Origin of the sequence: Ponticaulis profundi, assembly GCF_042659465.1 — a bacterium.
Taxonomy (GTDB): Bacteria; Pseudomonadota; Alphaproteobacteria; order Caulobacterales; family Hyphomonadaceae; genus Ponticaulis; species Ponticaulis profundi.
The window spans coordinates 156,468-170,913 of sequence record NZ_JBHSSW010000004.1 but is presented as its reverse complement, the minus strand read 5'-3'; the positions used below and the strand labels follow the sequence as shown (position 1 = coordinate 170,913).

16 protein-coding genes are annotated in these 14,446 nt (G+C 55.6%); 14 read left to right on the top strand and 2 right to left on the bottom strand.

Going from position 1 to position 14,446, the window contains the following annotated elements:
* Positions 1-21 precede the first annotated feature (21 nt).
* From ACFQDM_RS04115 to ACFQDM_RS04095, 5 genes are all read left to right on the top strand, one after another.
* A complete protein-coding gene (locus ACFQDM_RS04115) occupies positions 22-621 on the top strand; it encodes a TIGR04282 family arsenosugar biosynthesis glycosyltransferase (RefSeq protein WP_377375853.1) in 600 nt (199 codons plus the stop codon).
* 63 nt (positions 622-684) lie between these two features.
* Complete coding sequence (locus tag ACFQDM_RS04110) at positions 685-1,296, top strand: glutathione S-transferase family protein (RefSeq protein ID WP_377375851.1); 612 nt, start codon at positions 685-687, stop codon at positions 1,294-1,296.
* Between the two features lie 95 nt (positions 1,297-1,391).
* Entirely contained in the window at positions 1,392-2,528 is a 1,137-nt protein-coding gene (locus ACFQDM_RS04105; RefSeq protein ID WP_377375848.1) for a PA0069 family radical SAM protein, read from the top strand.
* A 104-nt stretch (positions 2,529-2,632) separates the two neighbouring features.
* Positions 2,633-3,715, top strand: a complete 1,083-nt coding sequence (locus ACFQDM_RS04100) for a site-specific DNA-methyltransferase (RefSeq protein WP_377375846.1) — start codon at positions 2,633-2,635, stop codon at positions 3,713-3,715.
* 74 nt (positions 3,716-3,789) lie between these two features.
* Positions 3,790-3,990, top strand: a complete 201-nt coding sequence (locus tag ACFQDM_RS04095; RefSeq protein WP_377375845.1) for a hypothetical protein — start codon at positions 3,790-3,792, stop codon at positions 3,988-3,990.
* A gap of 11 nt (positions 3,991-4,001) precedes the next feature.
* On the opposite strand, the gene mutY is transcribed toward ACFQDM_RS04095, so the two are convergent.
* On the bottom strand, positions 4,002-5,030 hold the full coding sequence (gene mutY, locus ACFQDM_RS04090; RefSeq protein WP_377375842.1) for an A/G-specific adenine glycosylase: 1,029 nt from the start codon (positions 5,028-5,030) through the stop codon (positions 4,002-4,004).
* Between the two features lie 65 nt (positions 5,031-5,095).
* Here mutY and ACFQDM_RS04085 point away from each other — a divergent pair, with 65 nt between their 5' ends.
* The 8 genes from ACFQDM_RS04085 (at position 5,096) to ACFQDM_RS04050 (ending at position 12,681) form a co-directional block, all read left to right on the top strand.
* Positions 5,096-5,665 carry a hypothetical protein gene (locus ACFQDM_RS04085; RefSeq protein ID WP_377375840.1) on the top strand — a complete coding sequence of 190 codons (570 nt, stop codon included), beginning with the start codon at positions 5,096-5,098 and terminating at the stop codon, positions 5,663-5,665.
* A 43-nt stretch (positions 5,666-5,708) separates the two neighbouring features.
* Positions 5,709-6,440 carry a DsbA family protein gene (locus ACFQDM_RS04080; protein WP_377375838.1) on the top strand — a complete coding sequence of 244 codons (732 nt, stop codon included), beginning with the start codon at positions 5,709-5,711 and terminating at the stop codon, positions 6,438-6,440.
* A 10-nt stretch (positions 6,441-6,450) separates the two neighbouring features.
* Positions 6,451-9,915, top strand: coding sequence for a chromosome segregation protein SMC (gene smc / locus ACFQDM_RS04075; RefSeq protein ID WP_377375835.1), 3,465 nt, complete (start codon positions 6,451-6,453; stop codon positions 9,913-9,915).
* Between the two features lie 158 nt (positions 9,916-10,073).
* Positions 10,074-10,403: an AtpZ/AtpI family protein gene (locus tag ACFQDM_RS04070; protein WP_377375832.1), complete on the top strand. Its 330-nt coding sequence runs from the start codon at positions 10,074-10,076 to the stop codon at positions 10,401-10,403.
* A gap of 11 nt (positions 10,404-10,414) precedes the next feature.
* Positions 10,415-11,167 (top strand): F0F1 ATP synthase subunit A, encoded by a 753-nt coding sequence (locus ACFQDM_RS04065; protein ID WP_377376343.1) that lies wholly within the window; start codon positions 10,415-10,417, stop codon positions 11,165-11,167.
* A gap of 94 nt (positions 11,168-11,261) precedes the next feature.
* Positions 11,262-11,486 (top strand): F0F1 ATP synthase subunit C, encoded by a 225-nt coding sequence (locus ACFQDM_RS04060; protein WP_022694948.1) that lies wholly within the window; start codon positions 11,262-11,264, stop codon positions 11,484-11,486.
* A 65-nt stretch (positions 11,487-11,551) separates the two neighbouring features.
* The gene (locus ACFQDM_RS04055) at positions 11,552-12,118 is read left to right on the top strand and encodes a F0F1 ATP synthase subunit B family protein (RefSeq protein ID WP_377375829.1); all 567 of its coding nucleotides are present in this window, start codon (positions 11,552-11,554) and stop codon (positions 12,116-12,118) included.
* A complete protein-coding gene (locus tag ACFQDM_RS04050) occupies positions 12,115-12,681 on the top strand; it encodes a F0F1 ATP synthase subunit B family protein (RefSeq protein ID WP_377375826.1) in 567 nt (188 codons plus the stop codon). The genes ACFQDM_RS04055 and ACFQDM_RS04050 overlap by 4 nt, the downstream gene beginning before the upstream one ends.
* A 47-nt stretch (positions 12,682-12,728) precedes the next feature.
* On the opposite strand, the gene ACFQDM_RS04045 is transcribed toward ACFQDM_RS04050, so the two are convergent.
* Positions 12,729-13,007 carry a hypothetical protein gene (locus tag ACFQDM_RS04045; protein WP_377375824.1) on the bottom strand — a complete coding sequence of 93 codons (279 nt, stop codon included), beginning with the start codon at positions 13,005-13,007 and terminating at the stop codon, positions 12,729-12,731.
* 205 nt (positions 13,008-13,212) lie between these two features.
* Here ACFQDM_RS04045 and ACFQDM_RS04040 point away from each other — a divergent pair, with 205 nt between their 5' ends.
* Entirely contained in the window at positions 13,213-14,370 is a 1,158-nt protein-coding gene (locus ACFQDM_RS04040; protein WP_377375821.1) for an acyltransferase family protein, read from the top strand.
* Positions 14,371-14,446 lie beyond the last annotated feature (76 nt).

Sequence of the window (14,446 nt, the reverse complement as noted above, 5' to 3'; positions counted from 1 at the left end):
CAAACCAGCGCAGCTGCATGAATGCCTTCGAACACGCTCTTCATTTTCGCAAAGCCAAATCGCATGGGACAAGCCAAAACGCGCCTTGCCCGCGATATTGGGCGCGTCGAAGCGCAAAGGCTGAACGCCATGGCCACGTCACGCGTGTTGCGAAATGCAAAGTCTCCACGATGGCATACCGTTTTGATGGTTGCTCCAGACCTTGCCGTCTGGAGCCGTCAGCCTGCCTGGCCCAATTCAATAGACCGACTCCCTCAAGGCTCCGGCAATCTCGGCGACCGAATGACCCGTGCATTCGACGCGGCACCCCTGGGAAAGGTGATATTCCTTGGCACCGATCAACCCGACCTGAAGAAGATTGACCTTCTGGAGACGTTGAAAGCCCTTCAGACGCATCACGCAGTCTTCGGGCCGGCAGACGATGGTGGTTTCTGGTTATTCGGAATGCGCAAAGGCATTTCGACCTCAGCCCCTTTTCAGAATGTACGCTGGTCAACAGAACACGCGCTTGCCGACGTCAGAGCCAATCTGCACAGACAGTCGATTGCCTATCTTGAGCAACGCATTGATCTGGATGATGCAAAAGCCGTCAAAAACTGGAGATCCCGGACAAAAGCCTGAACTTGCTTGCCTTCCCCAGCGTCGTCTCTGTTTTCGTCGAAAAAAATATATCGGGAGGACACAATGCAATTCTATAATTCGATGGGACCGAACCCACAGGTCGTACGCATGTTCATGGCGGAGCGCGACATTGAAATCCCGACGGTCGAAGTTGACCTTCAGGGCGGCGAGAACCGTCGTGAACCCTATAAGCAAATCAATCCCGCCGGGCAGATGCCTGCCCTGGAACTCGACGACGGGTCGGTCATCACAGAAGTCACGGTCATCTGCGAATTCCTCGATGAGACCACACATGGTCACAGCCTCTTCGGCGACACAGCGAAAGAGCGCGCTCAGGTTCGGCGCTGGACCCGCTGGTGTGATCTCAACATTGTCGAGCCAATGATCAATGGCTTTCGCTATGCTGAGGGCCTGCCATTGTTTGAACCACGCATTCGCGTCATCCCTGAAGCCGCTGACGGGCTGAAAGCGGTTGCTCAGGATAATATTGCCTTTCTGGATAAGCAGCTTGAAGGCAAGGAATATATCGTTGGCAACCAATTCTCTTTCGCTGATCTGTTCGCCTATTGCTTCCTCGCCTTTGGCAGCATGATTGGTCAGCCGCCCAATCCGGAATGCAAGAACATCGCCGCCTTCATGGAACGCATCGGCGCGCGCGAAAGTGCAAAAGCCTAGTCCTTGAAACAGGCGCCAGATGAGAGTCGTGGATAAACCCCGTCTCAAATCCAATTGTTCTTGTTTTGTTCTTTTTCGCGTGCGAAAGTCAGCTCATGGCTTTCTCGCAAAAACTTCCCCGCGCCGGACGCATAACCTCCAATGACCTTTCTCCGCTCACCCCAGAAGCAGTGGAGAAAGGTCTGGGAGCCGTCAGCAATCCTGCCGGGCGGTTCGAGAAATACAACACAGAACGCGTCGATGACGGCTGGTATCAGGATGAAGACGAGCTTGCGCCTGATCTGAATATCGCATGGCACCGCGAAAAAGCCCGCTCCATCATCACGCACAATCAGTCACCAGACATCTCATTTGACCGATCGATCAACCCGTATCGTGGGTGCGAACATGGCTGCATCTATTGTTTCGCGCGGCCCTCTCATGCCTATCTTGGCCACTCAGCCGGCATCGACTTTGAGCGTCAGCTTTATTTCAAGACGAATGCGGTTGAGCGCCTTCGCCAGGAACTTGCGGCTCGGGCTTATACCCCTGCTCCGCTCGCGCTCGGCGTAAACACCGACGCCTACCAGCCAGAAGAGAGACGCCTTCGCCTGACGCGCGCCATTCTGGAGGTTCTGGCCGAGCACAATCACCCGGTCACGATTGTCACGAAATCCGGCCTGATCCGGCGCGATATCGACCTGCTCGCCCCTATGGCAGAAAAGAACATCGCACGCGTCGCCATCTCCCTGACCACGCTCGACAAGGATCTTGCGCGCAAGATGGAGCCAAGAGCCGCCTCCCCTCAATTGCGACTTAAAACGATAAAAGCGCTCTCGGACGCTGGTATTCCTGTGACCGTCATGACGGCACCGATCATCCCGTGCATTAACGAAGCCGAAATCGAAGACCTGCTGCAGGCGGCCTATGACCATGGCGCCAGAAATGCGGGCTATGTGCTGTTGCGCCTGCCATATGAATTGAAGGATATTTTCCACGAATGGCTGGTGGCCCATTTCCCGGATCGGGCCTTACGCGTGATCAACACGATGCGCGCCATGCGAGGTGGGCTCGATTATGATGCCGACTGGTCAAAGCGACAGCGTGGAGAGGGTGTCCAGGCGCGCATGATCGGTTCGCGCTTCCACAAATCCGCCGCACGGATTGGCCTGAACTCGAAACGTCAGCATTTGCGGACCGATCTGTTTCGAAAACCACCTCAGAACAAGGACCAGCTCAGCTTCGACCTCTGATCGCCAGGTTAACCAAAATATGTTAATGCACACCTTGGTAAGACATTTTTCATGAAATCACCGCGGATTGGACGAATCGGATCTATTCAAACGGAAATCGAGTTATGGACGCTCTGGAAAATGTCATCATCGAAGGCGACTGCGTCGATGTCATGAATCGCCTGCCCGAATCGTCAGTCGATCTCATCTTCGCGGACCCACCTTATAATCTGCAGCTGGGCGGCGACCTGACACGGCCGGACAATTCAGAGGTCGATGGCGTTAAGGATGACTGGGATCAGTTTGACAGCTTTGATTCCTATGACCTGTTTACCCATGAATGGCTTGCAGCCTGCCGCCGCGTCCTCAAGGACACAGGCGCAATATGGGTGATTGGCAGCTATCACAACATTTTCCGCGTTGGCGCCATTCTTCAGGATGCCGGCTTCTGGATCATGAATGATGTGATCTGGCGCAAGACGAACCCAATGCCGAACTTCAAGGGTACGCGTTTCCAGAATGCGCATGAGACCCTGATCTGGGCCACCAAGCACCCAAATCAGAAGCCTTACACATTCAATTATGATGCGCTGAAGGCTTTCAATGACGACCTGCAGATGCGGTCTGACTGGACCATCCCGATCTGCACAGGACAGGAGCGCCTGAAAAAGCCGGATGGCAAAAAGGTTCACCCGACACAAAAGCCTGAAGGTCTTCTGCACCGCGTCCTGCTGGCAACCAGCAAGCCGGGCGACATGATCCTTGATCCGTTCAGTGGCACAGGAACGACCGCAGCCGTCTCCAAGGCACTTGGGCGTCGCTTCATTGGTATCGAGCAGGATGCCAGCTATGCGCGCTATTCGCGTGAACGTCTGTCCCGCGTCGAACCTTATGATGATGCCGACCTCAAGACCGTCACCGGCAAGAAAGCCGAGCCACGCGTACCGTTTGGCGCGCTCGTGGAAAGCGGTTATCTGCGCCCGGGCGACCGACTTTTCTCTGCGTCACGTCGTCACGAAGCGCGTGTAAGAATTGACGGGAGCCTTACGAACGGTGATACGGTCGGCTCCATTCACCGCCTGGGTGCTTTTGTGCAGCGTGCACCATCTTGCAATGGCTGGACGTTCTGGCATTTTGAGGATCGGAATGGCCTCATGCCAATCGACATGCTGCGTAGAAAGTTCCGAACCCAGATGGGACTCGGTTGATATTCGCCCTCTCCGTGCTTACCATTTCTTATAGCTGGAAGGGCAATACCGATTCGGGTAGACACGGAGGGCCCATGACACGGCTTATTAATATGTATTCGTTGGACTACTGGTACGAGTCTGACGAGGAAGACCCAGATAGTGCCTATACGCTGATCGGCGACGACAAGGGCGACTATGTTATCGCGGCAGACGGCACGCTGACTTACGAAGAAATCTGGGAACTTGCTGAAACACACAATGAGCAGGTGAAAGCCGAACTTCAGAACGGCTGATCATTTCGCTTTCAGGTTACGAGCAAGTTCGCAGCCTTTGCAAAGACACTCGGCAATCCCGCCTCTCCAAGAGATGATAATGGGGTTGTCAGACCATCGAGTGGCGCCGTTCGCTGTTCTTCATACACATCGAGGAACAGCTTGAAGTGCGTAAAAACATGCTCGACGCGGCCGAGATACTTTCCCTGATCTGTTGAGTCAGGCTCAGGGATCGGCTCGCCCTCTCCAATCACGTTCCAATCAGACGTCGGAAGACCATTCATCCCGGCAAGCAAGCCTTTGTCTGGGCGGCGCTCAATCGCCATATGCTTGCCATTATGGATGAGCTTCACAATCCCATGTCGCACAGGCTTCGGCTTCTTTGGCGCCTTGACGGGAAACGCCTCTTCTCGTCCCGCCGCATGCGCCGCACAGTCATCGGATAATGGACATGTCAGACAGGCAGGCCCGCGCGGCGTACAAATGGTCGCCCCCAAATCCATCAAAGCCTGCGTGAAATCTCCAAACCGGTGATCCGGCAAACGAGGCTCCAGCGCTTCGGCAACAACCTGCTTCGCTTTCGGTAATGGCGTGTCGATGGCCAGAAACCGGGTCATGACCCGTTCCACATTTCCATCCACGGCGGCGACGCGCTCATCAAATGCAATCGAAGCGATTGCGCCAGCGGTATAGGGGCCAATTCCGGGTAGTTTCTTCAGTTCAGACGCGACACGCGGAAAACCACCCTGTGAACTGACGAGTTGCGCGCATGCATAGAGGTTTCGAGCCCGCGCATAATAGCCAAGCCCCGCCCATTCGCGCATCACGTCTTCTCGGTCAGCCCGAGCAAGATCCTCAACCGTTGGCCAGAGTTCCGTAAAGCGAAGAAAATACCGGATACCATGCGGAATGGTGGTCTGCTGAAGCATCACTTCAGATAACCATACGCGGTAAGGGTCCGGCATCACGCCGCGACGGCGCGCCTGCGGTGACACCCGCCAGGGCAATTGGCGCGCATGTGCGTCATACCAGTCCAGAATACGCGTCGAAAATTCACTCATCAGCCCGATATAGACCAAACCACTGTTGAAAATAGCCCTCTCAATATTGCGCAGTTTCAACGCCCGTGAGACTTTCCCTTATGGCAAGCAATCCGGACATCGAAAAACTGGTTCCCCGAAACCCGATCGACGAGGCAGAAGCGCTTGCCCGGCTATCTCGCCATCGCGCCAAACCTGCAACGCCGGGCACGCCGAGCTTTGCCAATCGGCTGCATAAAATAACGCGCCCCATTCTCAAGGATGAAGGTCCGGGGATCGGCCAGATCCGTGCGCGCTGGAAAGACCTTGTGGGTGAGCGGCTCGCCAAAATATCCAAACCGATCAAACTGACAGGCAAACAGGGTGAACTGGTCCTGACGCTTGAAATCCTGCCGGCAGCCGCCCCCATGTTTCAGCACCAGGGCGATGCGTTACGCCAGAAACTATCGGTTCTCACCGGCGGCGGCCTCAAATCCATCAAATATGTGCATTCCAGTCAGGCAAAAACGGCGAGCAAATCGCCCAAATGGACGGCACCCTTGCCAATGAAAGATGAGGAAGCCCTCAAAGCAGGCTTGCAGGGCATTAAAAATCCGCAACTAACGCAAGTCTTGCTGGCCTTCGGAAAGGCCGTCTATACACAGGAAAAAAAATGACGCCATTGGCGAAACCCTCGAATCTGTTGACGGAAATAAGATTATGAAACTTACCACCTGGATGATGTCTGCTTTCGCATGCGCAACGCTCGCAGCTTGCGGCGGTGCGAGCGACGCAAACGATGGCAAGCCGACAACGGGCAGCCTGCCGTCGACCACTTTCGAAATTCAAAGCCTCGGCAATGAAGATGCACCTGTCGTGATGGTTGAGTACGCCTCCGTCACCTGCGTCCACTGTGCACATTTCCACAACGAGATTCTGCCAGACCTGAAGCCACGTATCGAGGCCGGCGAACTGCGTCTTGAGTTCCGTGAGTTCCTGACAGCGCCGGGTGACATCGCCATGGCCGGCTTTCAGATCGCGCGTTGCGCAGGCGACGACAAATATTTTGAGGTTCTTGAGGACCTGTTCTCCAACCAGACTGGCATCATGACCGCTGCGCGCAACCGTGCAGGTCGCGGCGCTCTGCTCGCCGTCGCTCAACGCCATGGCCTGAACGAAGAGCAGTTCAATGTCTGCGTACGTGACCAGAAACTGTTCGACTTCATCGACAGCACGATGAACACCGGTATTGAACTGGGTGTGAACTCGACACCGACGCTGATCATTGACGGTGAATTCGTCGATCGCACAGCCTACACAGCAGAAGGTCTCAACGCACTCATCGATCAAAAGCTGGGTATCGAGCCAGCCGTCGAAGAAGAAGCGGCTGAGGTCGTTGAAGAAACAGAAGCGGAAACACCAACACCCGAAGAGACCGCGACTGAAGAATAAGGGGTCTTGATTGCAGATTACCGAAATCAAAATTGCCGGGTTCAAATCCTTCGTAGATCCAGTCACGTTCTACGTTGAACCCGGCCTTACGGGTATTGTTGGCCCGAATGGTTGCGGTAAATCCAATCTGCTCGAATCCCTGCGCTGGGTCATGGGCGCGAGTTCCGCTCGCGCCATGCGTGGCGGAGAGATGGATGACCTCATCTTCTCCGGCACTGAAAAGCGCCCGGCACGCGAAACGGCTGAAGTGACGCTGGTCCTCGACAATACGGATCGACGCGCACCGCCCGAATTCAATGATATGGAACGCCTTGAGGTCCTGCGAAAGCTGAGACGCGGCGTTGGCTCCACCTACAAGATCAATGGCAAGACCGTTCGCGGCAAGGACATTCAGCTCCTGTTCGCTGATGCCTCAACCGGCGCGAACTCCCCTGCCCTTGTGCGCCAGGGACAGATCAGCGAACTGATCGGCTCCAAGCCACAGAACCGCCGTCGCCTGCTTGAGGAAGCTGCTGGCATTGCCGGTCTGAACACCCGCCGTCATGAAGCAGAACTGAAGCTGCGCGGTGCGGAGAACAATCTCGAACGCCTCTCAGAAGTATCTTCTGAAGTGGAACGTCAGCTCGGCTCGCTCAAACGTCAGGCCAGCAAGGCCCGCAAACACAAGGCCATATCCGAGCGTGTGAATAGCCTTGAAGCGCTGATCGCACACCGCCGCTGGTCCAATGCACAGCGCGTGCTAGAAGACGCAAAAGCCGCGCTCGCCAAATCCCGCGAGGATGTTGAAAAACTCACCCTCGAAGACGCGATCACAGAACGTAAAGCCCTCGAGGCAAGAGAAAAGATCGAACCGCTTCGCGCAGCTGAAGCAGAAGCGGCTGCACGCGTTGGCCAGGCCAAGGTGCGCCTGACCCAGCTTCAGGGCGAAAAGCGAGAAGCTGACAGCGCCGTCACGCGCTATACCAGCGACCTTGAACGTATCGTTTCAGATGTTTCGCGCGAACAAGGGCTGACCGAAGACGCCGAAGCGCGCCTTGAAGAAGCACAATATGCGCTTTCAAATCTGCCGAGCCTCGATCCGGAGGCTTTTGAGCGGGACCAGCAGGAGGCAATGGCGCGCCTGCAAATGATCCAGAAGGATCTGAAAGACGCCGAACAGATCGCACAGTCCCACACCGAAACACTGGCGCGTATCCGCGCGGAACGCGAAGCCACCGAACGCCAGCGTCGTGATCTGGAACAGCGTCTGAACGCTGCGCAAAATCGCCTGAACCAGCTCGACGCGGAGATGGCCCGTTTGCCTGACACCACGGCGCTGGAGGCAGAAGCCGAACAGGCCAAAGCCGCACTGGAGCGCGCCGAAACGAAACTTGAAGAAAGCGCAGCCGCGATAACGGCCCGAGAAGACGAACTGGGTGATCTGCGCAAAGCGGAGGACGCCGCCAATCAGCCCCTGCAGGAAGCAGACAGCAAACTTCGGACGCTGAAAGCAGAAATCACAGGCCTTGAACGTCTCCTTCGCAAAGCCGAATCGTCATCGGCGCCGCCTGTTCTGGATGCCCTGTCGCCAGCCCCCGGATATGAGCGCGCGCTTGCTGCTGCGCTTGGCGATGATCTGAACGCGCCTCTGGACCCATCAGCTCCGGCATTCTGGGGCGGTGCAACGACGCTTTCCGACCCGGCTTTGCCGTCCGGATGCCAGTCGCTCGCCGACGTCTGCGAGGCCCCCGCTGAGCTATCTAGGCGACTGGCACAGTGCGGTGTGGTCGAAACTGATGGCGATGCGGCCGCCCTGGTCAGTGCGCTGCAAGTTGGACAACGCATTATCTCCAAGGCAGGCGGTCTGTGGCGCTGGGACGGCTATGTCCGCAAGAGTGACGCGCCATTGTCTCAGGCCGAACAGCTTGAGCAACGCAATCGTCTGGACGCCGCCCGGAAAGCCGTGCCCGAACTGGAAGCAGAACTGAGCGCGGCCCAGGCTCGCAAGACCGAATGCCAGTCTGCTCGTCAGACCGCTGAAACAGACCTCCGACAGCTTCGCCAACAAGCGCCTCTCCTGCAAAAAGCTCGCAATGAAGCAAACAATCAGGTCTTCCGCACCGAGCAGGCGCTCGAACGTGCAAGCCTGAAGCGCGACTCGCTTTCGGAAACCGTTGAAACAGCTCGCTCGCAACGCGACGAGGCCAAAACTGCTTTTGACGCCCTACCCGGCGCAGACGAGGCGGATGATACTGATCGTATCGCAGGTGAGTTGGCAGAGATTCGAAATCGGATCTCCGGACTGCGAAGCGATGAAACAAATGCCCGCTCCGCCCTGAGCGACCTTCAGCGCAACCGTGAACGGCTGGAAGGTCGTCGTCGCGGCCTGGAACGGGATATTCGCGACTGGTCCAAACGTCTGGAACAATCGCGCCAGCGCATCGGTGAGCTGCACGCCAATCGCACATCGACCCGCGACGCGCTCGAAGCATCAAAGGATCAGCCGGAAAAAATTCAGGACCAGATCGATGCGCTCGCCTTCGATCTGAAATCGCTGGAAGCAAAACGCCAGGAAGCCGCAGACACACATGCAGCAGCAGAAGGCGAATCCCGGGCCGCCGAAGCACAGGCAAGAGCCGCGAAAGATGCCGCCAGCAAAGCGCGCGAAGATGGCGCCATGGCATCGGCGCAACTGGAAACCGCCAAGGAACGCCTGCGCGACGCCGAAGAGCTTGCAAGCTCTCAGTTTCAGCGCCAGCCTCAGGGGCTGCTGACACTGGCAGAAAGTTTTCTGGAAGAAGACTGGCTGGAAGCGAACACCAAAGCCGTTGATCAGGAACTGGCTATCCAGAAAAACGAACTGATGTCTCTCGGCGCTGTAAACCAGGATGCCGAACGGGAAGCAGAAGAACTGGCAGAACGTCTCGGCGCGCAGCACACGGAAAAAGCAGACCTCACGGCAGCCATCGCGAAACTCCGCGAAGGCGTCGATGCCCTGAACGAAGAAGGCAGAGACCGACTTCTCGCGGCCTTCGAAACCGTCAATGAGCATTTCCAGAGCCTGTTCACCGCGCTGTTCAATGGCGGCCAGGCCGAACTCAAGCTGGTGGATGCCGATGACCCGCTTATGGCCGGTCTCGAAATATTCGCTCAGCCGCCTGGCAAGAAAGTGACCTCCCTCAATCTGATGTCCGGCGGCGAGCAGGCGCTGACAGCGACGGCGCTTATTTTTGCGGTCTTTCTTTCCAATCCGGCGCCGATCTGTGTGCTGGATGAGGTCGATGCGCCGCTCGATGATGTCAACGTGGATCGCTTCTGTCGTCTTCTGGATGAAATGCGCCGTCGTACGTCCACTCGATTCGTCGCAATCACACACAATCCAGTGACGATGTCTCGTATGGACCGATTGTTCGGTGTGACCATGCAGGAGCGCGGCGTTTCCCGCATCGTTTCGGTCGATTTGGGCACGGCTGAGCAATTGGTCGCAGCTGAATAGTCAACTTTTCGACACGACTCTAATAAAAACAAGGATGTAGCAAAAACATCCTTGCTTGACTTCATGCACCGGCATGGATAGCTTCCGCGCGACTTCGGTCACAGCAATTAGAAAGCCATGGTGGCTCTATGGGCCCTTCCCCGTCTGACAAAGATGACTTGAGTGCGCGGATCGCCGCGGCTCAGGCTAAGCAGGCGGCGAAAACGCCCAAACGGAAAAACCAGTCCAGCGCGTCAGGCTATGGCGTCGGGATGAAAATGGTGCTCGACCTCGTTGGGGGTGCTGTGGTTGGATTGGTTTTCGGGCTGGCGCTCGACCGGACTTTGGGTACAGAACCCTGGGGGGTATTGATCCTCTTAAGTCTCGGAATGATCGCCGGGTTCAGATTGATGTTGCGGTCGGCGAGCCAGTATGCCAACAGCAGCGCAAAAGTTGATGACGCCGAAGCGGGTGATTCCGGTTCGACGAATAAGGGGCAAGACAACTGATGATGTTTCGTATGGCACTCGACCCCATGCACCAGTTTGTGGTTTCTGAGTGGATTTCACTTCCAGAGATCGCTGGTTTTGACATCTCTTTCACGAACGCCAGCTTTTTCATGCTGCTGGCAGTCGCACTGATCGTAGGTTTCTTCCTGATCGCGACCTCTAAAGCCCAGATCGTTCCAAGCCGTATCCAGTCTGTTGGTGAGCTTGGCTATGAATTCATCGCGAATATGATCCGCGATACCATTGGCGAAGAAGGCTTCAAATTCTTCCCACTCGTTTTCACCATCTTCATGTTCGTCTTCGCGGCCAACATGCTCGGCATGGTACCGTATTTCTTCACGACAACGTCTCAGGTTGTTGTGACTGCAGCTCTCGCGCTGCTCGTTTTCATCACTGTGATTGTTTATGGTGTGATGAAGAACGGCCTGAAATTCTTCAAACTTTTCGCGCCGTCTGGTGTTCCTTGGCCACTACTGATCCTGCTTGTGCCACTGGAAATCATCTCTTTCTTCGTTCGCCCGGTCACACTGTCTCTGCGTCTGTTCGGTAACATTCTCGCAGGACACATCGTTCTCAAGCTTTTCGTCGGATTTGGTGCAGCCATGCTTGGCACGTTCAGTGCCGTATCGCTCCTGGCGCCCTTCCCGGTTCTTCTTGCAATCGCGATTACAGCTCTGGAATTCCTGGTGGCATTCCTGCAGGCGTACATCTTTGCAATTCTAACCTGCATCTATCTCAACGATGCATTCCATCCGGCACACTAAGGGTTCTAAGTAAGAACAAAGTCCAATTGAGACTTGACCAATTGGACTGAGTAGGTTTCACGAGCACAGTTTTCCATTTAGGGGAGTTACTACCATGGAAGAAGGTCTGAAGTACGTTGGCGCGGGTCTCGCAACTCTCGCTATGTTTGGCGCTGCACTCGGCGTTGGCAACATTTTCTCTAGCTACCTGGACGCTGCTATGCGCAACCCATCAGCTGCTCCACAACAACAGGGTAACCTGTTCCTGGGCTTCGCCCTCGTTGAGGCGCTCGGCATCTTCGGGTTCCTGATTGCCCTGATCCTGCTGTTCGTGGTCTAATTTAAACCCACGTCGGAAGCGGGCCTCGCTTGGGGCCCGCAAATACAAGATCAAGGTCACCACCCATGGCATCAGAAACCCTCGGTGCTGATCACCCGGCAGACGCTGCTGCGCACGGAGCGGACCACGCTGGCGCCGCATTCCCGCCGTTTGATTTCAGCACATTCCCATCACAGCTCTTTTGGCTGGCGATCTCGTTTGTTCTTCTTTACGTCCTCCTGTCTCGGCTCGTTCTGCCGAAACTCGGTGGGATTATTGAACAACGTAAGGGCCGCATTGCCGCTGACCTCGACGAAGCCGCACGCATGAAAACCGAAGCCGATGAGGCTCTGGTTGAGATGGACAAGCAACTCTCTGTCGCTCGTTCAGATGCACGCGCCAAAGCTGAGCAGGCTCGTTCTGAAATTGATGCGAAGATCTCCGAGATCACCGCAACAAAGACTGCAGAACTGGATGCAAAGCTTTCAGAAGCTGAATCGCGTATCGATGGAATGAAGAGCGCGGCTATGGCGAATGTTTCAGACATTGCCTCAGCCACCACTGCAGCCATTCTGGCTCAGCTGGGCACTTCAGCATCCGATGCTGAGATTGAAGCGACTGTTCGTAAATCAGTTGATGAGGTGGCAGCATGAAACTCGGTACGGGACTTCTAGCGACTGCTATCGGTACGATGACACTCGCCCCTGCTGCATTTGCAGCACCGGGTGAACCATTCTACCTGAACTCCACGCACTGGGCATTCGCAACGCTGGTCATCTTTCTGATCGCGGTCTGGCGTATGGGCGCGTTCAAAGCTGTCGGCAATATGCTCGACTCTCGTGCAAGCGAGATCGAACGCGAACTGGCTCAGGCTCAGGCGCTCCGTGAAGAGGCTTCCGAGAAGCTGAAAGAAGCAGAGCGTCGCCAGGAAGAGGCTGCTGAACAGGCCGAAGCTATTATGCGCCAGGCTGAAGCAGACGCGAAAGCACTCATGGCTCAGGCCGATAAGGACCTGACAGACATGGTTGCGCGTCGCGAAGCGCAGGTCGAAGTGCGGATTGCACGTGCTGAAGAAGAAGCAACGCTGGCTGTGAAGAAAGTGGCTGCTGATGCAGCGACGCGCGCAGCTGCGGAACTCATTCGCAGCAATGCCGAAAAGTCTTCTGGCTCAGAGGCATTCCAGTCGGCACTGTCTCAGGTCAAATCAGCTCTGTAAGACAGATAAAATTCAAGAAAAAAGGCCGCGATTTTCGCGGCCTTTTTTTATGTCTGTTTTTGCTCTTCGATTTCCGGCTTGTCATGAACCTCGCCAAAAATCAGCCTGAGTAACCAATCGGGTGCAAACCGTTCAAGGCGAGGATACTTTGCCAGAATGGCCTGAAACATCCGACGTCCCCAGCTCGCATTACGTGCGACCAGCACGACACCAAGAATGACAATCGGCAAACCGATTGGCAGGATTGGCGTCATCATAGCAACGACAACGCCCGTTGGCACGAGAACTACACCAATGCCTGCCAATGATGCACGCGTCAGCGCCATGGCGCTGCGCAGGACAAAACTTCCACCTTGCGGTCTTGAAGATGCCCTTTTTGCATTATCGTTTCTTGGAGGATCAGGCTTATGCAACATTTGGTTTGATATGGTCTGTTACCGATTGAAAAACAATCGGCAATTTTGGCTTAACGCACCTAATGTTCGGCAATATACCAGCCGGGTGAAAAGATTGTTTTGGGTTGGGTAGAGTATGCGGCTGGATATCATTCAGGTCTTGAGGGGATTGGCCGCTTATCTGGTCCTCTTCTACCACATACGCTCGATGGAAGTCGCACAGGCCAAAGCGCTTCAGTCAGGTGATCTGCCCCTTTTCGACGGCGTTTTCCGCAACGGTTATGCAGGCGTTGACCTGTTCTTCGTGATCTCCGGATTCATCATGGTCTATGTGACCTTTCACCAGCCGCCCAGCCTTACATCCCTCAAGGATTTCGTGATTGCCCGGGTCTCCCGTATCTATCCGGTCTGGTGGCTGTTTGCGACGCTCATCGCCATCTACTTCTTCGTGGCACATGGTGCCCCCTGGGATGCTGGCGCACTCGCAGAAAAAGGCAATTCGGGCTTTAATCACCTTGTGCGGTCTTACCTGTTGCTACCGCAAGCTAACTTTCCTGTGTTGGGGCCTGGTTGGACCCTTGTGCATGAGATGTATTTCTACGTGGCCTTTGCCGTCATTCTGATGCTGCCCAGAGCACTGATGCTGCCTTCATTGATCCTTTGGGGCGCAGCAGTCCTCATCGGTGCTCTGAACGGTCTCAGCGCGATTTTCGCGGAAGATTTCATCGACCTCTTTTTCTATCCGATGACGCTCGAGTTTATTGCCGGTGCTTTTGTCGGGTGGTTGTTCATGAAGGGCTATGTTTTTCGCCCCGGCCTGTTTCTGATACTTGGCGCGATTGGCTTCATCATATCGCTGACGATCGTTGATCCAAAAAGCGGTGCCTTCCTGTTCTTCGGCCGGGTCGTATTCTTCACCCTGCCCTGCGCAATGATGGTCTATGGCGCAGCCGGGCTCACATCACAGCTCCCTACTGGCCTTCGCTGGCTGACACGGCTCGGCGACTGGTCATTCTCTCTCTATCTCTGCCATATGCTTGTCATCGCGGGCTGGAGAGTGGTCATGCCGAAAGTAGCGGACGCGCTGCAGGCGTCTGAGGCCGCGCCCGATCTCGTGGTCGCAGCCTTTGACTTCGGTGCGCCGGGCGTGCTCGACAACATTGTCTTCACCCTGCTGTGTGTCAGCGCAGCAACTGCGCTTGCTGCCATCACATTCTATGGCTTTGAGCGCCCGCTTCTGAAGAAGGTCAAAGCCTTCAGAACGCGTAAAACGGATCTCGAAAAAGCCTGGTAGCGAACCAGCGTGACATCCGCCCTCATTTGATAAGGAAAAGGCGCAGTCGGCATGCCAACTGCGCCTTGAAGTGGCC